21 protein-coding genes are annotated in these 26001 nt (G+C 47.6%); 17 read left to right on the plus strand and 4 right to left on the minus strand.

Annotation, left to right across the window (positions count from 1 at the left end; genetic code table 11):
* The first annotated feature begins 377 nt into the window (after nt 1–377).
* From AB9P05_RS18620 to AB9P05_RS18660, 9 genes are all read left to right on the plus strand, one after another.
* Nucleotides 378–3461: a SusC/RagA family TonB-linked outer membrane protein gene (locus AB9P05_RS18620; RefSeq protein ID WP_371910345.1), complete on the plus strand. Its 3084-nt coding sequence runs from the start codon at nt 378–380 to the stop codon at nt 3459–3461.
* A 6-nt stretch (nt 3462–3467) separates the two neighbouring features.
* Nucleotides 3468–4937: a RagB/SusD family nutrient uptake outer membrane protein gene (locus AB9P05_RS18625; RefSeq protein WP_371910346.1), complete on the plus strand. Its 1470-nt coding sequence runs from the start codon at nt 3468–3470 to the stop codon at nt 4935–4937.
* 17 nt (nt 4938–4954) lie between these two features.
* Nucleotides 4955–6967: a PKD domain-containing protein gene (locus AB9P05_RS18630; protein WP_371910347.1), complete on the plus strand. Its 2013-nt coding sequence runs from the start codon at nt 4955–4957 to the stop codon at nt 6965–6967.
* A 168-nt stretch (nt 6968–7135) separates the two neighbouring features.
* Nucleotides 7136–8020 carry a family 16 glycosylhydrolase gene (locus AB9P05_RS18635; RefSeq protein WP_371910348.1) on the plus strand — a complete coding sequence of 295 codons (885 nt, stop codon included), beginning with the start codon at nt 7136–7138 and terminating at the stop codon, nt 8018–8020.
* A gap of 44 nt (nt 8021–8064) precedes the next feature.
* Nucleotides 8065–9201, plus strand: coding sequence for a family 16 glycosylhydrolase (locus AB9P05_RS18640; protein WP_371910349.1), 1137 nt, complete (start codon nt 8065–8067; stop codon nt 9199–9201).
* A 26-nt stretch (nt 9202–9227) separates the two neighbouring features.
* On the plus strand, nt 9228–11585 hold the full coding sequence (gene bglX, locus AB9P05_RS18645) for a beta-glucosidase BglX (RefSeq protein ID WP_371910350.1): 2358 nt from the start codon (nt 9228–9230) through the stop codon (nt 11583–11585).
* Nucleotides 11582–12430, plus strand: a complete 849-nt coding sequence (locus AB9P05_RS18650) for a family 16 glycosylhydrolase (protein ID WP_371910351.1) — start codon at nt 11582–11584, stop codon at nt 12428–12430. The genes bglX and AB9P05_RS18650 overlap by 4 nt, the downstream gene beginning before the upstream one ends.
* 51 nt (nt 12431–12481) lie before the next feature.
* Nucleotides 12482–12739 (plus strand): hypothetical protein, encoded by a 258-nt coding sequence (locus tag AB9P05_RS18655; RefSeq protein WP_371910352.1) that lies wholly within the window; start codon nt 12482–12484, stop codon nt 12737–12739.
* Nucleotides 12736–13173, plus strand: coding sequence for a hypothetical protein (locus tag AB9P05_RS18660; RefSeq protein WP_371910353.1), 438 nt, complete (start codon nt 12736–12738; stop codon nt 13171–13173). The genes AB9P05_RS18655 and AB9P05_RS18660 overlap by 4 nt, the downstream gene beginning before the upstream one ends.
* Before the next feature lie 125 nt (nt 13174–13298).
* On the opposite strand, the gene AB9P05_RS18665 is transcribed toward AB9P05_RS18660, so the two are convergent.
* The gene (locus tag AB9P05_RS18665) at nt 13299–13733 is read right to left on the minus strand and encodes a hypothetical protein (protein WP_371910354.1); all 435 of its coding nucleotides are present in this window, start codon (nt 13731–13733) and stop codon (nt 13299–13301) included.
* 146 nt (nt 13734–13879) lie between these two features.
* Here AB9P05_RS18665 and AB9P05_RS18670 point away from each other — a divergent pair, with 146 nt between their 5' ends.
* The 3 genes from AB9P05_RS18670 (at nt 13880) to AB9P05_RS18680 (ending at nt 16763) form a co-directional block, all read left to right on the plus strand.
* Complete coding sequence (locus AB9P05_RS18670) at nt 13880–15118, plus strand: DUF418 domain-containing protein (RefSeq protein ID WP_371910355.1); 1239 nt, start codon at nt 13880–13882, stop codon at nt 15116–15118.
* Nucleotides 15119–15261: 143 nt separating this feature from the next.
* On the plus strand, nt 15262–16281 hold the full coding sequence (locus AB9P05_RS18675) for an RHS repeat-associated core domain-containing protein (RefSeq protein WP_371910356.1): 1020 nt from the start codon (nt 15262–15264) through the stop codon (nt 16279–16281).
* Nucleotides 16278–16763: a hypothetical protein gene (locus AB9P05_RS18680; RefSeq protein WP_371910357.1), complete on the plus strand. Its 486-nt coding sequence runs from the start codon at nt 16278–16280 to the stop codon at nt 16761–16763. The genes AB9P05_RS18675 and AB9P05_RS18680 overlap by 4 nt, the downstream gene beginning before the upstream one ends.
* A 71-nt stretch (nt 16764–16834) precedes the next feature.
* Here AB9P05_RS18680 and AB9P05_RS18685 read toward each other — a convergent pair whose 3' ends face one another.
* Nucleotides 16835–17071 carry a helix-turn-helix domain-containing protein gene (locus tag AB9P05_RS18685; RefSeq protein WP_371910358.1) on the minus strand — a complete coding sequence of 79 codons (237 nt, stop codon included), beginning with the start codon at nt 17069–17071 and terminating at the stop codon, nt 16835–16837.
* A gap of 44 nt (nt 17072–17115) precedes the next feature.
* Between AB9P05_RS18685 and AB9P05_RS18690 the strand changes: the two genes are divergently transcribed.
* The 3 genes from AB9P05_RS18690 to AB9P05_RS18700 all read left to right on the plus strand — a co-directional run bounded on the left by AB9P05_RS18690 (nt 17116) and on the right by AB9P05_RS18700 (nt 21112).
* Nucleotides 17116–17232, plus strand: a complete 117-nt coding sequence (locus AB9P05_RS18690) for a DUF418 domain-containing protein (protein WP_371910359.1) — start codon at nt 17116–17118, stop codon at nt 17230–17232.
* A 48-nt stretch (nt 17233–17280) separates the two neighbouring features.
* Entirely contained in the window at nt 17281–17694 is a 414-nt protein-coding gene (locus AB9P05_RS18695) for a hypothetical protein (protein ID WP_371910360.1), read from the plus strand.
* 595 nt (nt 17695–18289) lie between these two features.
* Nucleotides 18290–21112: an AAA domain-containing protein gene (locus tag AB9P05_RS18700; RefSeq protein ID WP_371910361.1), complete on the plus strand. Its 2823-nt coding sequence runs from the start codon at nt 18290–18292 to the stop codon at nt 21110–21112.
* A gap of 3 nt (nt 21113–21115) precedes the next feature.
* Here the strand turns inward: AB9P05_RS18700 and AB9P05_RS18705 are convergent, their stop codons facing one another.
* Both AB9P05_RS18705 and AB9P05_RS18710 read right to left on the minus strand, forming a co-directional pair.
* Entirely contained in the window at nt 21116–21502 is a 387-nt protein-coding gene (locus AB9P05_RS18705) for a VOC family protein (RefSeq protein WP_371910362.1), read from the minus strand.
* Nucleotides 21503–21552: 50 nt separating this feature from the next.
* Entirely contained in the window at nt 21553–23763 is a 2211-nt protein-coding gene (locus AB9P05_RS18710; protein WP_371910363.1) for a TonB-dependent receptor domain-containing protein, read from the minus strand.
* Nucleotides 23764–24015: 252 nt separating this feature from the next.
* Between AB9P05_RS18710 and AB9P05_RS18715 the strand changes: the two genes are divergently transcribed.
* Together AB9P05_RS18715 and AB9P05_RS18720 are read left to right on the plus strand one after the other, a co-directional pair.
* Nucleotides 24016–24636 (plus strand): response regulator transcription factor, encoded by a 621-nt coding sequence (locus tag AB9P05_RS18715; RefSeq protein ID WP_371910364.1) that lies wholly within the window; start codon nt 24016–24018, stop codon nt 24634–24636.
* A gap of 81 nt (nt 24637–24717) precedes the next feature.
* Nucleotides 24718–26001: a S8 family serine peptidase gene (locus tag AB9P05_RS18720; protein WP_371910365.1), complete on the plus strand. Its 1284-nt coding sequence runs from the start codon at nt 24718–24720 to the stop codon at nt 25999–26001.

Below are 26001 nucleotides of genomic sequence, written 5' to 3' on the forward strand. Positions count from 1 at the left end.
CAAAATCGGGAGATTGGCTAGTGTGATTTTTCTTTTAAAGGAAACCCACCTTTGTAAAGCTCCGTCTCCGAAAGATTCTGATAGCAGGTGAGAAATGCGGAAAGGTTAGAACCTTTCCGCACGGCCTTGTTACACGAATCCCCCTCTATTGATACAAATACCATGGTCAAGTAACAGGTAAAAATGCCTCTTTGCCTGTTGTAAGCGGCGTTATAACGTTTGCGGAATTTCAGAACTGTTTGTTTCGCTTTCCTTGTAACAAAAGCTAGATACTCGTGAAAGTCGGGTGATGTCATTCAAATAAAGCCTGTATGCAGGTGGGTAACTAAAGGAAACTGACCCCGCCTGCTGCAGCAAACGGAAACACTAAATCCAATATGAAGCACTATCTACTAATTGCCTTCTTTCTGTCGCTGGCGCAGCTAGCTCAGGCTCAAACCGTTAGGGGTACGGTTACTGATTCTCAGGGAGAAGCGCTACCGGGTGTAAACATCCGGGTTCAGAACACTAGCCGGGGAGCCACCACTGATATCAATGGTGCCTTTTCGCTTAATGCCTCTTCAAGTGATACCCTGGTATTTAGTTACATAGGGTATGTATCGGAAACCGTTCCGGTGGGTAACCGCTCTACCATCGATGTACGCCTGCTGGAAGACCTGCAGACCCTCAGCGAGGTAGTAGTAGTAGGTTATGGTACCTCCACCAAAAAGGAACTGACAGGTGCCGTATCTATTGTAAACTCCGACGCTATCCAGGAGCTGAAGCCTCAGCGTATAGAGCAGGCGCTTCAGGGCCAGGTACCGGGTATGGTGATTAACAGTGCATCCGGTTCACCAGGTGGCGGACTTAATATCCGTATCCGTGGACTTAGTACCAATGGAGAGAATGCTCCTCTTGTAGTGGTGGATGGTATCGTATATGATACGGACGGTCTGTCTGCCCTTAACCCTGACGATATCGAGTCTATCAACGTACTGAAGGACGGTACGGCCGGTATCTACGGTGTGCGCGCCGCCAATGGTGTGATCATCATCGAGACTAAAAGAGGCAGGCGTAACTCCAAGCCCACCATAAGCCTCAATGGCTACTACGGTGTACAAGAGACCTCGCGTAAACTGGACCTGCTGAATGCCCGCGAGTATGCTATCCTGAAAAATGAAACGTTTGCCTCAGGTGGCATGGTAGCCCCTTTTACTGATGTTGATGCATTAGGTGAAGGTACTGACTGGCAGGATGAGGTATTCGTAAGTGCCCCTATCCAGAATTATAATATGACGGTAACCGGTGGTACGGAAAAGTCTTCGTACTCAGTAGGTGGTTCATTCCTGGATCAGGAAGGTATAGTAGGAGGGGATAAATCAGGCTACCGCCGTTATAACTTCCGCCTCAACTTCAGCACCGACCTTGCTCCCAAGGTTACGCTGAACAATACGCTACTCTATACAAATGAGAACAGAAGTGTATTACCGGAAAACGTTATTTCAAGTGTGTTGTACAACACAATCAATGCTCCTGCGACCACCCCGGTAAGAAATGCAGACGGAACGTATTCCTACATTGAGTCCATCAATGATGTGATCAACCCGCTGGCGCAGATTGAAAACTCTTTCAATGAAGCCGTAACCAACAAGTTAGTCGGTACACAGGAGATTGTATACGATATCTCGGATGCCTTTACCGTAACCGGCCGCGCCGGATATAACTACGCTCTGGTAGATTATAAGCAGTTTAACCCGCTTGTCTATTATGGCTCAGGTAAGCCACAGAATACAGCTTTGAATGCCGATCTGGATCCTATTACTACTGAGATTGCGACTGATGTGGAAATCCCGATTCGTAATAGTGTGAACGAATCGATAAGCACCTTCTTTAACTATAACCTGGAGGCATTCCTGAACTATAACCAGAAGTTTGGGGAACTACATGGCGTAAAAGCTACCCTGGGTGGTTCTATGTGGGGTGAACGTGGTAAAAACCTGAGTGGTACCGCTTATAACGTACCTTATAACAGCAATGAATACGCGGACATCTCAGCCACTGACGGTAGTGATCTGCTGAATAATGTGTCGAGCTACCAATTCAGGCAGCGTCTGCAGTCTATATTCCTTAGAGGTGAATATAACTATGCAGACCGCTACATCTTCAGTGCACTGGTAAGACGTGATCAGTCAAGCAATTTCGGCCCTAACTATCAGGTGGGATACTTCCCTACCGGTTCGGCTGCGTGGCTGCTTTCAGAAGAAGACTTCTGGACCAGTGATGCCATTGACTTCGTAAAGTTACGTGCAAGCTTTGGTGTATCGGGTAATGACCAGATTGGTCTGTTCAGATACCGTGGATTGCTTAATGGCGAAGGTGTATATCCTTTCAATGACCAGTTGATTACAGGTGTGGCGATCGGTACCCTTGGCAACCCGGATCTTAAGTGGGAGTCTACTGAACAGTTTAATATAGGTAGCGACCTTACATTGCTGAATGATAGGCTGTCACTGACCCTGGACTACTATGTGAAAACTACCCGTGACCTGCTCTTCCAGCCTGACGTATCCGGTGTACTGGGTGCTTACGGAGCTGCTGGTAATCCTCCATTTGTGAATGCCGGAACGGTTAGAAACCAAGGGTTTGAGTTTTCTGCCACGTACGGCCAGGAAATCACCCCCAATATCAATTTTAGCGTAGGATATAACCTGACTACTATCGATAACGAGGTAATTGACCTTCCCCAGGGTGTGGAATTCATTGAAACCGGTGCATTCGGTGTAGGAGGAACGACTTCCAGCCGTATGGAAGTGGGCTACCCCCTTGGCTACTTCTTCGGTTATGAGACGGACGGTGTGTACCAGACGGCTGAGGAAGTAAGCAGCCGTGGCGTAGACCAGCCGCTTGCCCAGGCCGGAGACCTTCGTTTTGTGGACCAGAATGGTGATGGCGAGGTAAACTTCAGTGATGACTCAGATAAGACCATCATTGGTTCTCCCATTCCGGACATGACCATGGGCCTTAACCTGACCCTGAATGTTCACGGATTCGATATTGTGGCTAATATGTACGCTTCTATCGGCAACGATATCCTGCGTAACTATGAGCGCCAGCAGCCATATTCAAACCTGCTGGACTACAGACTTGGTCGCTGGACCGGCCCGGGATCAACGAACGAACACCCCAGGCTGACCACTGAGCTTACCAATAATTACGTAATCTCAGACTACTTTGTGGAAGACGGCTCTTTCCTACGGGTGAAAAACCTGCAGTTGGGCTATACCCTTCCTGAAAGTATTACCCAAAATATTGGTGCTGAGCAGCTTCGTGTGTATGTATCTGCGACTAACCCCTTTACTTTCACAGAGTATATGGGCTATGATCCGGATTTTAACAATGGTAATCCGCTTGCTTCTGGTATAGACTATGGCTTCTATCCCCAGGCAACTATCTACATGGCTGGTTTCAACCTAAAATTCTAAGCTGAAATGAGATTTTTATCTAAAACCATACTGATCTTATGTGCGGCTTTGGTGGTGAGTGTAGGGTGTGACTATACGAACATCGATCCGGAGTACACAATAGATGCAGACAACTACTTCCGTAGTGAAGAAGATTATTACCGCGCACTGACAGGTGCCTATGACCTGCTGCAAACTTCTTACCTGTCTCTTTGGATAGGTGAGATTGCTTCTGACAACTCCATCGCCGGAGGCGAGAGTGTGACCGATACGGAGGGTCTTCACCAGATAGATAATATGACCCATGGCGGGGTAAACAACGAGCTTCGCCAGATTTGGAGATGGAACTACGCTGGTATCACCCGCGTGAATTACATTTTTGAACATCAGGATAATGTTGACTTCTCTGGCAAGGAGGAGGTATTGGCCCAGGCGCATTTTCTGAGAGCCTACTATTACTTCGAACTGGTAAAGTTCTTTGGTGATGTGCCGGTTATACTTAACGAAAGAATCGGTACAGACGAAGTAAGCCAACTGGAGCGTACACCGGCATCTGAAGTATATGCTCAGATAGAGCAGGACCTGATGACGGCAGCCGAAAACCTGACCTGGACCGTGGCCGATAAAGGTCGCGTGACTAAGGGAGCAGCCCTGGCCCTGTTGGGTAAGGCTTACCTTTACCAGGATAAATTTACCGAGGCAGCCGGCGTGCTGGATCAGGTGATCAATGAAGGTCCTTATGACCTTTATGATGACTTTAGTACACTCTTCCGTGTATCCAGTGAAGGAAACGTGGAAACTGTTTTCGATATCCAGTATGTGGGAGTAGAAGGTGGTGGCTATGAGTGCTTTGTATGCCTTGAGGGCTTTGCCGCAGTTGGCTTCCACGGCATCCGTGGATACGACGGACCTGTTTACTCAGACGGTAACAGCTACAACCTGCCCACGCAGGATCTTGTAGATGCTTTTGAACCAGGGGATATCCGCCTGGAGCCTACTATTCTTGACATAGAAGCTTTCGCGGCCGAGCAGGCAGAGGAAGTGGATTACGTACAGGGTGCAGGCGGGCATACCGGGTATTATAATAATAAATACATGAAGCGTCTTGACGAACTGGGCCAGCCGGATACGGACCTTACCAGCCCGGTAAATCACCGTGTGATCCGTTTTGCTGATGTATTGCTGATGGCAGCAGAGGCCCATGCGCGTAAGAGCAGCCCTAACGAAGCATTGGCTCTTCAATACCTGAATGAGGTACGGGATCGTGCTGATCTGGATCCTGTGAACCTAAGCGGCCAGGTACTTGTAGAAGCTATATGGGATGAGCGTCGCGTGGAACTTGCCGGCGAAGGCCATCGCTTCTTTGATCTGGTTAGAACTGGCCAGGCTGAAGCTGAGATCGAAGGCTTCGAAGTGGGTAAGCACGAACTATTCCCAATACCCCAGGATGAGATAGACCTGGCTAATGCAGGGTGGCAGCAAAACCCTCGGTACTAAGCATAAAATCTAATTTCATGATAAAAAATATATATTCATTTCTTCTTATGGCTGGTCTGCTCCTTACGGCAGGCCTGCTCTACAGTTGTCAGGAGGAATTTGACCTCGATGAGGTGCCTCCTACAGAGGAAGATGCGTTGTTTTCTACAGAACGTGATGCTTCTACAGATAATATCGTGCACTTTACAGCCACCGGAGAAGGGTTTATCAAAACCTGGAATCTGGGTAATGGACAAACTGGTAAAGGTGAAACTATAACAGGGAGTTACCCTGATGCAGGCACGTATACCGTGACGCTGACCGTGTATAACGGTGGAGGTAGTGCTTCTCACACTGAGACCATTACTATTGCAGAGGATGATCCAACATTGTTAGATAAGCCTCTTTTCAATGCCCTAACCGGAGGTCCTGATGCTCAGGATGGTAAGACCTGGGTGATAGACTCTGCCAGCGCCGGACACTTTGGTGTAGGCCCTAACCCCCCGAGTGGACAAGGTAAAGTGCCTGAATGGTATGCTGCCGGCGCTTTGGAGAAAAGCGGTGGAGGAATGTACGATGATGAGTATATCTTTACCCTGGCCGGTTATGGATTTGAGATGCAGACCAGTGGTAATGTGTATGTTAATGCTGAACATACTTCTGATTTCTCAGGAGCTGTTGAGAGCGATGTAGGTGATTACACTGCCCCTTATACTGCACCAGACAACCTGCAGTGGCAGATCACGGAGACAGAAGGAGAGAATCCAATACTGTCTATCACACAGGGTGGCTTCCTCGGGTATTATACAGGTGTAAATACATACGAGATAGTATCAATCACTGAAGATGTGATGGAACTGCGTTTTCTTGATGCGGCAAACGATGGTCTGTCATGGTACATACGCCTGATTCGTGCCGGATATGATCCTACCCAGGGTGGTGGAGGCGGAGGCGAAGAGCCTGAGGTTACTTACCCTTCATTTCCGCTTACTTTCGAAGAGACCGGAGTAACCTACCTTTGGGGTGATTTTGGTGGCACGGCGGGTAGCGTCATAGCGAACCCTGATCCATCAGGTATTAATACATCTGATAGCGTAGCTCAACTGGTAAAAAGTGCGGGAGCCGAGACCTGGGCAGGAACGAATATACAGATGGAAAGTCCTATCAATTTTGGTGGTAATCCTGTACTTAGCGTAAAGGTATGGTCACCACGTGCTGGTGTACCTATCCTGCTTAAGCTGGAAGACAGCTCATCCAAGCCATCAGAAAGTGACCCTCCGACGATATTTGCCGAAGTTACGGCTACTACTACCGTAGCAAATACCTGGGAGGTACTGACCTTCGATTACAGTACCTATGCTGATTTCGATATGGCTAATACCTATGATGCCATCAGTGTATTCTATGATTTTGGTACGGCAGGTGCTGACGAGATTGCCTATATTGATGACATCCAGCTTGCTTCAGGAGAATCACAGCCACTCACACTTGCCGACCTGACCGGCGGCGGAACGAAAGCATGGAGGCTGAAGCCTGCTGCAGGTGCTTTCGGAGTAGGCCCTACGCCTGGTTCTGACGAATGGTATCCTGGTTTTGACGTAGATATATCAGGAGACCGCCCTTGTCTTTTCAATGACCTGTTCATCTTTCAGGACGGTGGTGTATATGAATACGATGCCCAAGGTGATATTTTCGGTGAAGCCTATATGGGAGTTGAAAATGAAGGCTGCCAGGATGAAGCTAACCTGAGTGGCACTGATGCTGAGGCCTGGATGAGTGGCTCACATAGCTTCACTTTTAACCCTGCAAGCGGAGGAGACCCTGCTACAATTACCGTAACAGGCACAGGGGCTTTTATTGTGCTGCCTAAGGCATATAACGGAGGTGAATATAATAATAGCGACAATCCCCCACCTCCTGCCACGGATGGTTCAGTGACTTATACTGTACTGGACTATACATCAGGTGCAAGTGAGGAACTCTCTCTTACCATAGATGTTACCGGAGACGGTTCTATCTTCTGGTCATTTGTGCTGATACCCAATAGTTAATGACCAATAGCCGGCCTCATTCCCGGGGCCGGCTATTTACTAAATACCCGGACCTGCCATGATGGCAAGCTGCCGGCAGATCTTTGTGAAAAGTCCTTCAAAGAGGCATACCTAACCTCCATCATATACTGATGCGATATCCAAATCATAATAATCAACATAAGTCTTATGCATAAACTGAATCTATCTTTATTATCAAAGTTGTTAGGTATTGCTTTTGTCGTAGGGGCATCAGCATGTAGTACAGACGAAGAGTCACTAACGCCGCAAAATCGTATTGAAGTTGATAATATGGCAGGTGCTATGGCACCTGATGGTTATATTACCCCCACCAGCTACTCAGGCATGAACTTGGTATGGGCTGATGAGTTTGATGGTAACAGCCTGAACACGTCTAACTGGTCTTACGAGCTTGGTGATGGTTGCCCTGATCTTTGCGGATGGGGCAATAATGAACTTCAGGTATATAAATCTGAAAATGTATCTGTAGCGAACGGACACCTGGTGATCGAGGCCCGGGAAGAGCGTACTGGGGCTAAGGCCTATACCAGTGGCCGTATCAAAACAGAAGGAAAGCAGAGCTTTAAGTACGGCCGGATAGATATTCGTGCTAAAATGCCAAGAGGTAAAGGCATGTGGCCTGCACTCTGGATGCTTGGTGCCAACCACTCTACTGCAGGCTGGCCTGCCAGTGGTGAGATTGACATCATGGAAATGATCGGTGGAGATGAAAGTACCGTATTGGGTACATGTCACTGGGACCATGACGGACAGTTTGCCAGCTACGGTGGCAACTACACTGTTTCAGGTCCTTCTCTGGCGGATGAATTTCATGTATACAGTATTAGCTGGGATGATACCTTCATTCGCTGGTATGTAGATGATATTGAATACCATGTGATCGACATCACGCCGGAGCAATTAAGTGAGTTCCAGCAAGAGTTTTTCTTCCTGTTCAATGTAGCAGTAGGAGGTAACCTTGTAGGACGCCCTAACAGGAACACCAGCTTCCCTCAGCAAATGATTGTGGATTACGTACGCGTTTTCCAATAAGTCAGGCTGGGGATTGCCCTAACTATTAAAGGTTAACCCTTATTATGATATCAAAAACACCTGTATTAAATTTTCTATTTGGTTCGTTGTTTCTTCTCGCCGCAGTAGCCTGCGGCGGGGAGGATGACGATTCCCCTTCCCAACCTGTAACGGATACCTTTAGCGTAGGTACAGATATAGCCAGTGATGGTTCAGGCACGGTAACCTTCACGGCTACAGGATCTAATATCAGTTATTACGAATACTTTTTCGGAGAGGAAGAAAACGAATCTCCTTATCGCTCGGAAGACGGCACAGCCGTACATACCTATTCAGCTTCGGGCGATTATGATGTGGAGGTACGTGCACATGGTACTACCGGCGGGTTTACCTCTCAGACGCTGACAGTATCAGTAGTCCGGGACGAGCCTTCAAATGAATATCCTTCCGGCTACTCCACTCCGGATAGCTATGACGGCATGACGCTCGTTTGGCGTGACGAATTCGAAGGAAATAGCCTGAATACGAATGACTGGATATATGAAATAGGTGATGGCTGCCCTAATCTTTGTGGCTGGGGAAATAACGAGCTTCAGTATTACCGCCAGGAAAACACATCCGTACAGGACGGCTATCTAACCATAGAAGCCCGTCAGGAGAATTACGGAGGCAGGGCCTACACGTCTTCAAGAATTATAACCCAGGGTAGGCAGAATTTCCAGTATGGCCGTGTAGATATACGTGCCGTATTACCTGAAGGACAAGGCATCTGGCCTGCTCTATGGATGCTGGGGTCAAACATCAATACGGTAAGCTGGCCGGCTTGTGGTGAGATTGATATCATGGAAATGATTGGCGGCACCGGAAACCGCGATGCTACTGTACATGGTACCATTCACTGGGACAATAATGGCAGTTACGCTAATTATGGTGGCGACTATTCGTTAACCTCGGGCAAATTCTCAGATGAGTTTCATGTCTTTTCTATCATCTGGAATGCATCAAGCATTACATGGCTGGTAGATGATGTGGAGTATCATACTGTAGATATTACTCCTGAGGCATTGAGTGAATTCAGAGATGAGTTCTTCTTCATATTCAATGTTGCGGTAGGAGGTAACTGGCCTGGTAGTCCGGATGGCTCCACCCAATTTCCACAGCAAATGACTGTGGACTACGTACGCATTTTTCAGCAACAATAAGACGCTAAACCAAAATTTTGAAAGGGATGAAAAGAAGGCAGGGTATAAGCCCTTCAAACATTAACGGTATGTTCCGTTGTTCGACAGTTATTCGTACTATTACTTTTACCATCACCCTGGCTGTGTTAGCTGTAGTAACGTATAGTTGCGTGGACAGGTCTGAAAGCAAACCACGAATGACTGAGAACAATACCCGCAAATATGCCCCCATAGTGGAGGAATTACTGGCCAAGATGACTCTTGAGGAAAAGGCTGGCCAACTTAATTTTTACGTAGGTGATCTGTTTAATACCGGCCCTACTGTACGCACCAGCGAAAGCGATAAGTTTGATGAGAAGATAAAGAACGGTACCATGACGGGGCTGTTCAATGTACACGGAGCAGAGTATACCGCCCGTCTGCAGAAAATTGCCGTGGAAGAAAGCCGCCTCGGGATTCCCCTGGTCTTTGGAGCTGATGTGATCCATGGCTTTAAGACTGTTTTTCCCATTCCGCTGGGTACGGCAGCAAGCTGGGACATGGCCCTTATAGAAGAAGCTGAGCGTGTAGCCGCCAGAGAATCTACGGCAGCAGGTATTACGTTTAACTTTGCGCCTATGGTAGATATCGCCCGCGATAGTCGCTGGGGGCGTATGGCCGAAGGTGCAGGCGAAGATCCCTATCTCGGTTCCGAAGTAGCCAAAGCACGTGTCCGCGGTTTTCAGGGCGATGATCTTACCGATGAAGCAACCATGGCGGCTTGCGTGAAGCACTTTGCCGCCTATGGCGCTGCCGAGGGAGGCCGTGATTACAATACCGTGGATATGAGCGAGCGGCTGTTGCGCCAGACCTACCTTGTACCTTACAAGGCAGCTGTGGAGGCAGGCGCAGCAACTGTCATGACCTCTTTTAATGAACTTAACGGCGAGCCCGTTACGGGCAGCAAGTGGTTGATTGATGATATCCTGAGAAATGAGTGGGGCTTTGAAGGTATGGTCGTGTCTGACTGGCAGTCCATAACCGAAATGGTAGCCCATGGAAACGTAGCTGACAATGCTGAAGCAGCAGCCATGGCACTCAAAGCCGGTGTGGATATGGACATGATGGGCGATGCCTACCTGGACCATATTCCTGACATGGTACGCAACGGTAAAATTGACGAAGCGTATTTGGATCAGGCAGTACGGAATGTACTCCAGCTCAAGTATGACCTTGGCCTGTTTGATGACCCTTATAAATACAGTAAAGAGGCCCGCGAGAAAGAGGAGATCAGGAGTGAAGAACACCTGGCCGTAGCTCGTGAAGCAGCCCGGAAGTCCATTGTACTTCTGAAAAATGAAGATAAGGTATTACCTCTTACCGGTAATGAGAAGACTATTGCGGTGATAGGGCCGCTGGCAGATAACCAGTCGGATATGAATGGTACCTGGTCTTTCTTTGGTGAAGCTCAGCATCCTGTTACTTTCCTGCAGGGAATCAAAGAGCGGGCCGGAGAGGGTACTAACGTCATCTTTGCCAAAGGCTGTAACCTGTACGATAATAAGACTGACGGCTTTGCCGAAGCACTGCAGGCAGCCCGCAAAGCCGATGTGGTTATATTGGCCGTAGGTGAAAGCGCTGTCATGAACGGTGAAGCCGGCTCCAGGGCTAACATTGGCCTGCCCGGTATCCAGCAGCAACTGGTAAACAAGGTTATGGAGGCTGGCAAGCCTACAGTAGCCATGGTAATGAGCGGAAGAGGCATGGCCATCAGTGAGCTGCATGAGCAGGTGCCTGCCATCATGGCGGTATGGGCCCTGGGTTCGGAAGCAGGCCACGGCGCTGCTGATGTGCTGTTTGGTGATTATAATCCTGCGGGTAAGCTGCCCGTTACCTTCCCGCGCCACGTGGGGCAGGCGCCTATTTACTATAATTACAAGCACACTGGACGCCCCTATGAAGGTGACTACTCCGAGCCACTGAGCGAGCGTGTGTACAAATCGAAATACCGCGACGTGGAAAATTCGCCTTTGTATGCCTTTGGCCACGGACTTAGCTACACCACCTTTGAATACAGCCCGGTAACCCTGAGCGATGACGTAATGGAAGGGGACAACACCCTGACCGCAAGCGTGGAGGTAACCAATACGGGTGACCATGATGGTGAAGAAGTTATACAGCTTTACATCCGCGACCTGGTAGGCAGTGTCACACGCCCTGTGAAAGAGCTTAAAGCTTTCCGTAAGGAAATGATTAAAAAGGGTGAGACTAAGACTTTTACGTTCGAGATATCGGAAGAGGATCTGGCCTTTTACCGCCATGACATGAGCTGGGGCGCAGAGCCCGGTGAATTCAAGGTGTTTATAGGTAGTGCTTCTGATAATGTACAGGAGGCTTCCTTCTCACTGAAAAAGAGTGAAATATGATGAGGTGGCTGGTCATATTAGCCCCCCTAAGCCTTTGCCTCTTCTCCTGTAATACATCTGACAGTAAGCAGGAGGCAGCTACTCAGGCCGGGGCTGAAGGTGCCGAACGCACTGAAGCTCAGCTTATCTGGCAGGATGAGTTTGAAGGCAATGGTGTTGACACCACCAAGTGGACAGTTGTTGAAGGAAACGGATGTCCCGAGCTTTGCGGCTTTGGAAATAACGAACGGCAAACTTATACAAGCTCTCCCGGCAATCTGTCGGTAGAAGATGGTAAGCTGGTGATCACTGCCCGTAAAGACAGTACTTATACTTCAGCCAAGTTGGTCACAGAGGGTAAAGGTGACTGGCAATATGGCTACATAGAGGTGCGCGCCAAACTACCGGAAGGCCGGGGTACCTGGCCTGCTATTTGGATGCTTCCGACCCTTGAGGGGCGTGGCATGAAATGGCCTGACGATGGGGAGATCGATATCATGGAGCACGTTGGCTATAACCAGGGGTGGGTTTACTCTACTATTCATACCGATAAGTATAACCATTTGGAAGGTACCCAAAAGTCTGATAGCATCAGGATCGAAGATGCGTCCGAAGCCTTTCATACTTATGCCATTGACTGGGATGATAAGCAAATAACCTGGCTGCTGGATGGTGAGGACTATCTCACCCTTGAAAAAGGGAATGATGATAAGTCAGGCTGGCCATTTGATGCACCATTCCACCTGATACTCAATACCGCCGTTGGCGGTGACTGGGGAGGCCGGGAAGGCATTGATGATAGGGTATGGCCCCAGCCATTTGAAATAGACTATGTGCGGGTATATAATAAAAAGCCCGGGGCCTGACAAACCCTGATAAGAATTTGGATTTACAGGTTTCTATAAGCCTCCGCCATTATGGCGGGGGCTTTTTTTTGGCTCTCAGGACAAAATTTGGAAGTAGGGGGGATAAAGGTTATTGTGTCTCATAATGGCTGCTTTTCTCAGTATAGGCTGGGTTTTGATAAACATCAGCTCGCCTTTTTATCCTGTGATGAAAGAATAAAAATTAAGGATGTTAATGTTATAACGGTTGATGATGAAGGAATCGCTTATACTTTTGAATGTACTGATTGTAAGCCTCTTTCGCGGCTTTTAAAGATGGCGGCTGTATGAAAGAAACTCTTACCCTTTTATTGTTGTGCTTTTTAATGAGTGGATGTAGGCACCTTGATGAAATCACAGCGCCATTAAAATTTTTAATTAAGCTTCCTAAAGGAATAAATGATTATAGGATTTTTAGTAGTAAAGACTTTTTCTTTTTTTATCCAAAAGGACAAATGGTTTACATACAGGTATATCCGCATAAGGAAAGTGAAAGAAGCATGATTCCCGGCGATAGCGCTTTGAAGACTACTGATATGTATCAGGTGCTAAATAAACTAAATGACATAAACGGCTGGGAGCAAAAATTCTCTAAACCCAATGCGAATAGAAAAGCAGCCGTAATTCACATAGATGAGAAATCAAAAATCATACTGTATAATGTGCTAAGCCAAAATAAAAGTGACTGGGAAGGGCTACTGACATCATTTCACTATTTGGACTAATGATAACTAGTCGGCTTAACATATTTTAAAAGTCGATGAGAACTAAGCAGACACCTGCTGCAAATCGCAAATGAAATTTATCAGTTTGGTACTGAATCACTTTCGATAAATGTGTTGGAACGTTATCAACTTAGATTTTCTCTTTTAGCTCCATGATACTCCGCCATTTCTACTGCTGCTTTAAGCATGCCTAACATGCCAATACTCAGTACGATGAGGCCTATACTGATCTCCCGGAGCTTTGAGTCTTCCTGCCCTAGAAGCCCTACAAAACCGGCCCCCATGAATACGACAATGATCACCAGCAGGTAGATCAGGAATACCCTGGCCGCTTTGGGGTTTTGATACACTTTAAGGGATAGCTTGTTTTGGGTCTTTGTCGTATCCTGCAGGGTAGAAAAGCTGATGGCCACCCCCATGAATATGAGCATGATGTTGATGCTTTCCAGCACATCCTCAAAGCCAGTGAGATAAGGTTGTATGGCAAAGTACAGGGCCGCAGCCATGAGAGGATATTGCAGGTAGCTGATAACATGAAAAATATTCCGGGCTTTTTTCATGGTAAATGTAGGTTTAGAAAGACATGGGTTCAAGGCACCACCAGGGAAGCAGTACTTAGCTTTAAATAAATGAATAATTACTGATTATTCGGCGTAAGGCTAGCCATTTTCTTATTTTTGGCTCCCGAAAGAACCTTAAGGATTACATGAAAGAAAATACCCTGGGAGGCCCTACAGATAGTCAGGGCCGTATTCCTACACTGGATGTACTTCGTGGCTTTGCCGTCTTGGGCATATTCGTGGTTAACATTGAGATCATGAATTGTATTTTTATGAATCAGGATGCTTTTGCCGGACAGTGGACATCTGCACCTGATCGCCTGGCCGTGAGGATACTTCAGTTGTTCTTTTACTCTAAGTTCTTTCCCATATTCTCTTTTTTATTTGGCCTGGGCATTGCCATGCAGGCACTCAAGCGCATGGATAGGGGTATTAGGTCCGGGGGCTTTTTCCTGCGCCGTATGGCGGCTCTGTTTGTCATTGGGGCATTGCACGTCATTTTGCTATGGGGAGGTGATGTGGTGCATATGTATGCCGTGCTGGGGGTGTTGACCCTGTTGGTTTTTCGCGTGCCCTCAAGGGTCATTTTACTGGCATCTGTGGCGTTGTTATGCTTCCCCTATTACGAAGAGCTATCGGGGACGCTGTTTCGGTATTTGAACTTTCAACCGGCCTCATATCTGGAGGCCTATTCTTCGGAAGAAGCTGTACGAATAATCCGGGAAGGGAGCTACCTGGAGGGTGTGCGTTTCAGGCTGCATGAATATGTGGCGAATATGCCCCTGCTGTATTCATTTATGGCACCGGTCGCCTTCTCTATGTTTCTGCTGGGAGTGTATGCTGGTAAAAAACGCGTTGTGAAGGACATTCCTGCTTTTTTGAATAGCACAAAATGGGGCTATATCTCCGTGTTTGTACTGACTAATGCCTATCGGGTGGTATTCCTGTTTGTACTACCGGACACGGGTGTTTTCAAAAATAGTGACCTGGGGCCGGTACTGTACCGCAGCATGTTTCTGTGTGATATAGCCATGGGGCTGTGTTACCTCTGGGGGGTAGCCTGGCTTATGCAGAAGCAGTTATGGGTAAAACTACTGAGTCCTTTGGCGTATGCCGGACGTATGGCACTGACAAACTACCTGATGCAGAGCCTGATCGGATTACTTATTTTTTCTTCTATTGGCTTAGGATTGTACGAGACTCTGAGCCCCTGGCAGACACTGGTGATGGCATTAGGAGTGTTTATTTTCCAACTGTTGTTTAGCATGATATGGCTCAGAGCCTTCCGGTTCGGACCGGTAGAGTATGTGTGGCGGGCGCTGACTTATCTTTACTGGCCCCGGATAAAGAAAAAAAGCGGGGAAGTAAAAGCGTTTGCTAAGTAGGTTATTGATTAGGATAGGTTATGACCCTATGTATTAAAAGCTGCTCTCTGGTTAGCATAGCCCTCAAACTAAACACGAAAATTTCCTTTCTGCAGTAATAGTAGAGGTACTAGCATTGTATTTGTCCTGAGCAGGAAGGATTCGTGTTTGTCTATGTTACCAACGAAGAGCCCACCGCTAAGGACATCTATTTCGACGACCTGAAGTTAATTCATACACCTACTCCAATCGTTCAGACGGATAGCTACTACCCCTTTGGTCTAAGCCATGGCAATATGAGCTATGTAAGAGAGGGTGAAGCTAAGAACCAGTACCTGTACAATGGCAAGGAACTGCAAAATGAACTGGGACTGGAGTGGTACGACTATGGGGCCAGGATGATGGATCCAGCTTTAGGAAGGTTCTGTACCATTGATAGATTTGCTGAGAAATATTATGACTTAACTCCCTATCAATATGGAGCAAATAGCCCAATCAACTACATTGATATAAACGGAGACTCCCTCTGGATACAAATCAACAAAAATAATAAGGCTCTGTATGTTGACGGGCAGTTATATAACAGCGATGGTACACAATATACTGGGAAAGGAACTAAAGTTGATAAAAATGGTAATCAGCAACTAAAAGGATTCCTAAAAACAGCCGTTAGTAATCTAGGCCAAATATCTGCAGGCAAGGAGGGCAACAAGTTGGTGGATGAACTTCAAGCTTCTACTGATAATGTAACCATCGTTAAAGGTTCTGCAGGTAGTGGTAATTCGTATAATACCAAAACAAATGAAGTTACTTTTGATGTTAGCAGCCAAAATGGTGGGTTGGACACTAGAGGGTTAACCAATAGGCCTACGTTTGTTGGACTGGCTCATGAATTATACCACAGCGTAGATGATATAAGAGGTACAGTGAGTGGCAAAAAAGTAGGTAACACTATCCAAGCAGAGATATTTGCATCGCATGGTGAAAATTTAATACGAGCAGAAAACTTTTTGCCATTAAGAGTTCAATATAATAGTGGTACTCCTATAATCGATTCATTTGGCAATAGCATTTATTACGGCAATAACTATTATAATGATTTGAAACTAAAGCCGAAACCAATTAGAAATTTAGTACCAGCTTCCACAGTGCCTTCGATTAGTATTAAAATACAGAAGAGATGATGAAATTATTTGAAATATTAGCTATAATCCTTTTATCATCGACCTTTGCTTGCAGCCAGTCAAAAAAGATGTTTGATATCGATGAATCATATAAGGGAGTAATCGTGACCAAGGATGTTGACATTTTTGTAGATGACAAAAAAGAGTGGTTTGAACCAACTCTAGAGGAAGTTAAAAAAGCAGAGCAGATGCTTGCTAATCAAATTGAAAAGATTAACAAGTGGAAACTTAACCAAGTTAGTAAACAGTGCCCCGTCATTGACAAAAACCTTAATAAGTATATCCGCCAGTACATAGGCTATACCAATACCTCTGGTGAAAAAATAATATTGATTAATATGTTATGGGCAAAAGATGTTGATTACGGAGGCTTAGACACTGAATATATTTTAGTCTTTGATGGTTGTAGCCACTATTGGAAAGTGAAGGTGAATTTAAGTTCTGGCAAAGTTTACGATCTTGAAATAAATGGGTCGGCTTAAAGGGCTCAATGAATTAACTAAGCAGAACTAAAAACACTAGAGCCCTGGAAGTACTCCGAGGCTTTTCTTTTTTATAGAGCTCTCAGTTTTGCTGCTTTGATCAAATTATCGAGCGTATAGAAAATGTTCTGTTTATCGGCTTCCGACAGCTTGTCAATATCTTCTAGGCGTTGAAACGTTTTTTTATCCAGCACTTTTAAATCTCCTTCACCTACCAGGTAATCCAACGATACTTCCAAAGCATCGGCCAGCTTCTTGGCCGTCTCAATGCTGGGCTTCATCTCATCCCTCTCATACCTGGCAAACACTGGTTACCGCTTTTGGCGCATTCATCTTCCAACTGCTGTTTAGCATGATATGGCTCAGAGCCTTCCGGTTCGGGCCGGTAGAGTATGTGTGGCGCGCCGTTACTTACCGGTGTTGGCCCCGGATGCTAAAAGAACCAGCTACACCCAAGCAGTTCGTTTGAATCATTATAATTCACAAGGCTTATTTTCCTATATCAAATAATCATATTATGGCCTCACATTTTGACCTTTCTGACGATCCCTTAGAGCAACAGATGATATCCGTAACGCTGGATCCATCATTGTTTACCCATGAAGCTCATCTGCGACTAGCCTGGGTATACATTCGGAAATATGGGGTGGAGCAGGCAATTGATAATATAGGTGAACAAATCAGGCAGTTTGCTGCAAAGAACGGAGCACCGGATAAGTATAACCAAACAGTAACCGAAGCTGCCGTAAGGATAGTATATCACTTTTACCTGAAGGCCTCTGAAGTTGATTTTCACACGCTTATCGAGCAATACCCCAGGCTAAAAACGGACTTTATCAGCTTATTGCGAGCTCATTATTCATTTGACCTTTTTCAGGATGCAAAGGCAAAACGAAGCTATTTGCAGCCAGACCTGTTGCCTTTTGACTAAGATTACGTAGATCCGCGGTAAAACACCCAGGGACCCTTGTTTGAAGACGGGTACTACAAATTTCATGTACAGGCCTTTGACGGTGAGCTAAGGGTAGCTACCTGGCTTACGGTCCCCGTCCGTAGGGTAGGGAATTGCTAATGAACTATGTTGGGCTATTTGTAACCTTAACCTGATGGCTATGAAGTAGGGGGAAGGTGTACACAAACCTCTTAATGTACAATTATGCAGTAGTGCCTTGTGTGCCTGTCCAGACCGAAGGATGGACGAAGGAGGAACCTTCTCTACATGGTTTAAAGACGGATTATAAACGGTTCAGTATCGGGTGGGTGATTGGGAAAAAAAGGCATGGGTTTTTCGAGGCCACGAGTAAGTGCTCTATTGTAAAAGTACAATTTTTAGGCGGGTATCCAAACTTAATCTTACGCAACCTCACTGTCCTTTGATTTTTTACCTGACGGCTATGCCCTGGTTGGGAGCAGCTTATTTTAAGTGCTTCCGGGTGTAGGATGTAGCGCCATAGGTAGGGAATGGCCCTATTTTAAATAGGAATAACCTGCGGGGTGCATTAAAATTGGGGGATTAAATCACATGGATGGATAAAGTAGCCACTGCCCCTGACGTAGATATTTCGGATATTATCCGGTATTTTCATGATTGCTACCGGTCGGATAAACGTGACACGGGTATTTATGATTTTCTGGACCGGAAAATAGAGGAAAAGGTCATCGTAGAAGGGGAGGAGGAGCTGGCTACAGACCGTATGCCCATCATTCCGCTGGACAGGGGCAAGGCTGAAAGTATACTGAAAAAGCTGAGCCTGTTTGAGAAGGAAAAGGAGTTTTTGTACGGATCATTTTTTGTATGCGGCGCTTACACTGATTTCCGGGGAGACGTAAAGAGGCTGTTTGCGCCCCTGTTTCTATGGCCGGCTACTATAGAAAAGCGTGAGGAAGATTATTACCTGGGTATAAAAGCAGACGAGCGCAGAATAAACCAGAGCCTCCTGAGCCTGCTGTTTGGCGAGCAGGAGATAGACTATCATAAGAACCCTTTATTTACTGAGTTTGCGGATAATTACCTGCCTTTTTCCGAGGCCGGAAAGCTGGCTGATATAGGAGCTTCGTATTTCGAACATACGGATGTATCCGAATTGTATTTATACCCCAGGCTTATGGCCTCATCCAAGGCAAAAGCCCTGGCGACGAAGCTTAAGAAGCAGGCTACGGAAGAGAAGGTGATGATACCTTTTAGCATGGCTGGTCTTGTGGATAAATCGGCGGGAACGCGGGGGATAATCAATGAACTGCAGGAACTGGCAGAAGGGCAGGAGTTTTCGGCCCCCTTACGGCATATTTTTGACCTTCAAGAATCTGTAAAGGAGACGGCCACCATGGTTAGGGCCTATGGTGACCGGGTTCCGGTTTTGCTAAGCCATGCTCAGCAACGGATTCTTTCCTCGGCTGCACGTAATACGCTCACTGTCGTGGTAGGCCCTCCGGGTACGGGCAAGACGTACACGATAGGCGCCATAGCACTGGACCACCTTACCCGCGGGGAGTCGGTACTGATCGCTTCCCGAACGGATGAAGCGGTGGATGTGATTGACAATAAGCTAAGGGAACAGATCGGCACCTCTTTGTTTACACTTCGTGCCGGAAAAAAGCGGGAGCATCGCACCATCATAAGCCGCTACTTAAAAGGCATATTGGCCTCGGGTGACCTGGCAGGCTACCTCTTCCGAAAGCTGGGTATGGGTACGGTAAAAGGTATAGGTACCGTAAACAGCGAATACAACGAGCTGCTAAGCAGGACTGACCGACGCAGAAAGCAAATGGCAGCGCTTACCGAGGGTATAGAAAAAGAAACCCAGCGGGAAATAGAATGGGGGCATCAGCTTGCAAAGAATAATAAAGGCCTTTGGGATAAGGTCAAGGACCAGGTAATTAATGTGATGAACCGCCTGCAGGAGCCGGTATGGCAGCGCGTCCGTACCCTCCAGGAGCTGGACCAAAAGCAACAGGAAGATCTTCACCGGCTTATAAAATTACATTATGTGGTGGAGTTGGTGGTCGGGCATCGTGACCACTACAAAAGCCTGCAGCAATTTCGTGAGGCCTGGACCACTACCAATGACACCGAGAGAATCCGCAAATATAACCAAACGGATTTTAGGGGCATACTGAAGGCGCTGCCGGTCTGGCTGGTGAATATGCCGGAGGTGAAAGATGCCCTGCCTCTGAAAAGGGAGCTGTTTGATGTGCTCATTATCGACGAGGCCACACAGTGTGATATGGCCAGTTGCCTGCCTCTCATTCAGCGGGCGAAGCGCGTGGTGATTGCGGGGGACCCTGCTCAGTTGCGCCATGTGAGCTTCCTGTCGCGTAGCATGCAGTCCATGCTTAGAGACCGGCATACTCTTTCCGCCCTACCGGACTTCTGCACAAACTACCGCGAAAACAGTATTCTCCATCTGGCCATTAACCGGGTGAATAGTGGGGACCAACTAGATACGCTGGATGAACACTACCGCAGTTTGCCCCCTATCATACAGTTCAGTAACCAATACTTTTACGAGAGCGGGCTACGCATTATGACACAGCGGCCGGAGCAGGAAGAAGAGGCTCTGCAAGTGATATTTGTGTCTGGTAAAAGGAATCGAAAAGGGGAAAATACGGAAGAGGCAGAGCGGATCATCGATGATGTGAGAAAGGTGGTGGAAGCAGAGGCCAGCCTTTATGCAGGGTACCGCACCTCTATCGGCATCCTATCGCCTTTACGGGCCCAGGCTGATCTGTTGGGTAAGATGATCATGGAGGCATTTTCCATTAGTGAAATAGAGAAACATAATCTGCGGGTAGGCACGCCTTATAGCTTTCAGGGGGAAGAAAGGGACCATATGTATCTTTCAATGGCCGTAGATCCGGACAGTCATCACAGTGCTTTTATTCATATCGACAAAGAGGATGTATTTAACGTGGCCATTACGCGGGCAAGGAGGCAACAGATAGTTTATACCTCCGTGGAGGCAATAGATGTGAGACCGCAAAGCCTGCTGCATAAGTTTCTGGAAGGAACTTCATTACCTGATACTCAGCCGGTAGCAGCAGGCCGTCCGCATGACGTATTCCTGAAAGAAGTACTGTCCGAGGTAAAGAAGTGGGGCCTTGATATGGTATGGCCGGATTATGCGGTGGCCGGACTGAGCATAGATATGCTGATCAAACGGGATGAAAAATATATGGGGATAGACTTGGTGGGATATCCGGGTGACTTTGAAACGATGCACGATGTGGAACGCTACCGCATACTGGGAAGGGCCGGAATTGTGATGTTTCCCTTACCCTATTCAGATTGGCATTTTAATCATAAAAAAACGAAAGAAGCCCTGCATTCCTTCCTGTTTGACACGGAGTGAGTATTATTTGGCCTGTATGGGCGATGCGATCCACCAGTGGTTTTTATGCTTATCTGCAAAGGCTGCCCGCCGGTGGCCATATTCCTGGTTATTAGGTTCTTCCAGAGATTTTGCCCCTGCTTTCAGCGCCGTTTTATAATACTTGTCTACCTCATCCAGGTATACATATAGTACAGCAGGAGATTCGGGAAACTCTTCAGTTGAGTCAGCAATCATGACCAGCCCCTCACCGATAGTTACCTCGGCGTGCATAATGGTACGTCCATCTTCCCGGTGCTGAACGGAACGGGCTTCAGCGCCGAAGACTTCTTGTAAAAAATCTAATAGGCCGGCAGCGTTTTCAATAATAAGGTAGGGGGTAATGGCAGGGTAGTAGGGCGTCTCGCTCATTGGCTTGGTTTTACAAAATAAGGTAATAAAAAAAGCTGATAACCAATGGGTTATTTGTCCTGTAATGTAAAAGTCACTCCAAGGTATACCTCACTGCCATGCAGCGGCCCCCAGGCATAGGCTGTATCAAAGGAACTACTGAATCCCGGGGCCGCAGCAGGGTCATTATATCCGGTGAGAGGCGATACGGGCTGTATGTAGTCCAGGATATTCTGTACACCGGCGTACAGGCTCCATGTGTCCGAGAGCTGTTTTGTCGCCTGGGCATTTAAGGTCAGGAAACCCTCAGAGCGTACCGGACGGGGGCTGTCTTCCGGTGTACCGGTCTGGTCCAGGTCATAGACTTCCGGCAGGGCCATAGGGCCGGTGTATTGCAGAGTAGTACCTACTGTGAGACCAGCTTTTTTCCACCGGTAAGAGGCTGTAAGTACACCGCTCCATCCGGGGGCAAACTCTACCTGTCTTGTGCTCATAGTGCCGTCTTCATCAGGGGCCGTTTCTGTTACCTGCTGCCAGGTAAGGCCTGCATTGAGGGACAAGGGAAAAGCAAACTCATGCGACAGGTTCATCCCCACCCCTTTGGAGACGGCATGGCCTTCGGTATTAGCATAGCGTATCTCACCCGGCGTGTTATAGTCGGGGATAATCTTGTTCGTGAAATAGGTGTAAAATCCATCCAGGTCCACCATTCCCTGTCCACTGCCCAGGGTGTAGACATGGTTAACATTTAGCGCCACATTGTAGGAGCGTTCCGGCTGCAGGTCTTCCTCAATGACCACACTTCGCTGACCGGTGACAAAGGCGTGGTCTTCCGTAAACAAGTTTACCACACGGAAGCCTGTGCCGGAGTTTAGCCGAAGGGTAGTCCACTCGCCGGGCTTGGCTTTCAGGCTAAAGCGGGGGGAGAATACCGGGCCGTGCTCAGGGTAAAGGTCCAGCCTTGCGCCAGGCAGTAGCGTAAGCCAGGGGGTAGCTTCCCATTCATCCTGTAAGAACAGCCCGGGAATATACCGGCTGCTGGCAGCATTCCTATTTTCTTCTGAGGTGGCTACGGTATTGTCATCATAGCGTTCCAGCCGGCTGGTAAACCCGCCCAGCAGGCTGTGCCGGCCCACTTGCTCAGACCACACCAGGTTGGCAAACAGGATGTCCTGCTCTGCTACATAATGATCTGCTCCATAATAGCTGTCCTGGCGGTGTACGCTTAGGGAATAATCCAGGCGGATATTCCCAGGCAGGGCCATCTCGTAGGTGCCAAATACCTCGGCCCGTTTGGTATAAATGCTTTCGCCGTACAGGCTGTCACTTCCCCGTAAGTTACGGTAGTTGCGGTCCTTCAGGTATGATTCCACCCCATTGCGACGATCTTCATAAAGCAGCTTCCCAGCCAGTGTCCACTTTTTGCCGCTTTTACGGTTAAGGTCCCACTTGGTAAAAAGGCTGTAGCGGTCAAGATTGACAATGTCACTGAAGCCGTCATTATTACGGTCTTCGAATATCCCGATGTGCCCGTAGTTGGTCCCGATATAGCCAGTGGATTTTCCGGAATTGAGTGATACCCCTGCATTTGCGAATACCTCGTTGTGGGAGGTGGTCATCAGGTCTCCTGTGAGAAAGGGCTGGTTTTCCGGATCTTTGGTGATGATATTTATGACGCCTGCGACGGCCTCTGATCCGTAAAGGGTGGAGGAGGGGCCTTTTATCACCTCAAAACGGTCTATCAGGGAAGCAGGTATGCCATTGAGTCCATACACAGCGGCCAGGTTACCGTATACAGGTGCCCCGTCGAGTAAGATAGCTGTATAAGCTCCAGGCAGGCCGTTTATACTTATGCTGTTAGTGAAGCAAACACCACACTCGATGGTTTCCTGTACGCCGTTTACCAGTGATACTCCTTCTACTATAGAGGCAGAGGCAGTAGGCATAAAGGTTTGGAAGTACTCGGAAGTGATCACCTCTATCTTAACCGGGCTTTTGGATAAGAAGGTAGGTTGCATAGTACCTGTGACCACTACCTCGTCTAGGCCTAGCCGGTTTTCTTCCAGTATTACTTCGAGCCTTATCGTATCACCTGGTTTTGCCTGTATTAGGTGAGTGTACTCCCTGAACCCTATGGACCTTACTTCGATAGTAAGCTTGCCCTCCGGCACATTATCTAATTGAAAAAAACCGTTTTCGTCAGCCACACTACCTGTATTACCCGGGAGAATACGCACGGTCGCTCCGGGTACGGGGCCATCGGGACCTGATATATTTCCCAAAATTATGCCTTGTGCAAGGGAGGATGGCATGCAAAAAATGATAAGTATACAGGTGATAAAAATAAGCCTCATCCCAATATTTGTTTTTACAAAGCTAAATAAACTATTTAACATATCAAAAAATAAAATTTAGATATGTCTAAAACATAATAATCACCTGTACGTCAATGTGTTTTGTATTTAATTCCTCTTCAATCAGGGTTACTTTTTATATAGCGTATCATTAAAAGGTGCCTATCAACCCCAAACCACATGATAACCTCAAAACATCATCATGCCTTTGATCCGGCCCAGGCTCTCGGGGTGGATTGGAATGATCAAACAACTTTTACACCCGGGAGGGAAGCACCTGAAGGATCAGATACGTTTGTTTACCATTTTACAACCAGCGAATACCATCATTCGAAGGCCACGCATGAAGTAGAAGGCCTTACTAAGCTTGAACAGGTCCTTCATCCGAAGGATATTAATGGGGTGCATACCCTCTTAGGGTGGATACAGGAAACCTGTACCAGGGTAATGTCAGGTATAGAGACTCACATGTATTTTACGCTGGGTGTGCGAATATGGCACCGGCAGCAGTGGGTCAGAAGGTATCTTGTATTTGAACCCCAAGGTTATTCAGGTAGACACACTCAACTGGCGGCCTGGCTGGTGCCGGGAGGGGCTGACTCCAATCCTCTGCATATTACGAACCGGGAACAGGAAGTACTGGCGCTCATTGCAGCAGGGTACTCTAATAAGCAGGTAGCGGATATGCTATGTATCAGTATTCACACCGCTATCAATCACAGGAAGCATCTCATAGAAAAGTTTCAGGTAAAGAACACCGCCCAAATGGTATGTGAAGCAGGTCGCCGCAGAATGGTGTAGGGGCATATAATATGACTAGAAATGGCCATTGAAAGAGTGCGGTAGGTTCCTGAACTTATCCCAGCTATTAAACCGCACCTTATGAAGCCGCACCTTGTCATTCAGTTTGATAAACCTCTGGAGGGTATGTTACCTTCCTGGCAGGCCTTCGTCTCTGATAAGTCAGTGGTGTGTGACCGGACGGGCACGCCTATAGATGGTGTAATGCGAAAATACGCGCAGGATGTCTTCGTCACCCTGGAATATACTCCCAAAGCAGGTGAATGGAGCGACGAGGAAATTGCCGCTGGCCTAAACCGTTACTACAGAATCATACTGCGCGATACCACGCAGATTCCGGATGGATTGATAAATGACATACGCCTTCATTCCGACGTGATAAGCGTACGGCCTCCCGGGTTTTTCAGCACATCGCTGCGGCCCTTCAGCTATCCTTCTACCACAATGAGCCGACGACTCAGACATGAGATGCTGAATCACCTGGATCCGGACCTGCAGGGCAGCCGGAACATTACGATAGCCGTGCTGGACACCGGGGTAAATGCACAGCATCCCGAACTGGACCATACAGGCGGAGGAGGCTTTGACTTTGTAGATATACTCGATGGAGCCGATGCATTTGTGGGTGATTACCTGGGGCCGGATGCCGAACCCTCTGATGAGGTGGGCCATGGTACCCACGTGGCCGGTATCATAGCCGGAAAGGGCAGGAGCATGCCACCCGGTATTGCACCACGGTGCAAAATACTTCCCGTTAGGGTGCTGGGCGCATTTCAAAATGAAGACGGGGTGGTAGGAGCGGGGCTCCTTGAGAATATTGATGCAGGAATAAAATATGCGATAGACCAGGGAGCCGAAATCATAAATATGAGTCTGGGGATACGGCATGAAGGCGGCGGCCTGCCGCATGAGGAAGTGATCCGTTATGCGAGGTCTAAAGGCACCACCATTGTGGCGGCTGCGGGTAATGACGGACGCAATCAAAAATACTATCCGGGTGCCAACCCTTATGTGATTGCCGTCGGGGCCGGTGGGGAGGAAGAGGATGTGGCCGGCTTCAGCACCTACGGCGCACATGTGTCGGTGGTGGCGCCGGGTACCAATATTTACAGCAGCTACGGCACAGATGAATATGCCTATAGCAGCGGCACATCGCAGGCAGCTCCCTTTGTATCCGGCTGCCTTGCCATTCTGAAAACAGCCGCTGCACACAAAGGGGTTACCCTTTCTGACAATCAGATGAAATACCTTATCAAACATACTTCTGATAAGGTCAGCAACCGGATCAAAGATATTAAAGCAGGCTACGGACATATTAACATTCAGGACGCCCTCCGCTTGCTCAACTACAAAATAAGGCACTGA

It is taken from the genome of Roseivirga sp. BDSF3-8 (genome assembly GCF_041449215.1).
In the GTDB taxonomy this organism is placed as follows: Bacteria; Bacteroidota; Bacteroidia; order Cytophagales; family Cyclobacteriaceae; genus JBGNFV01.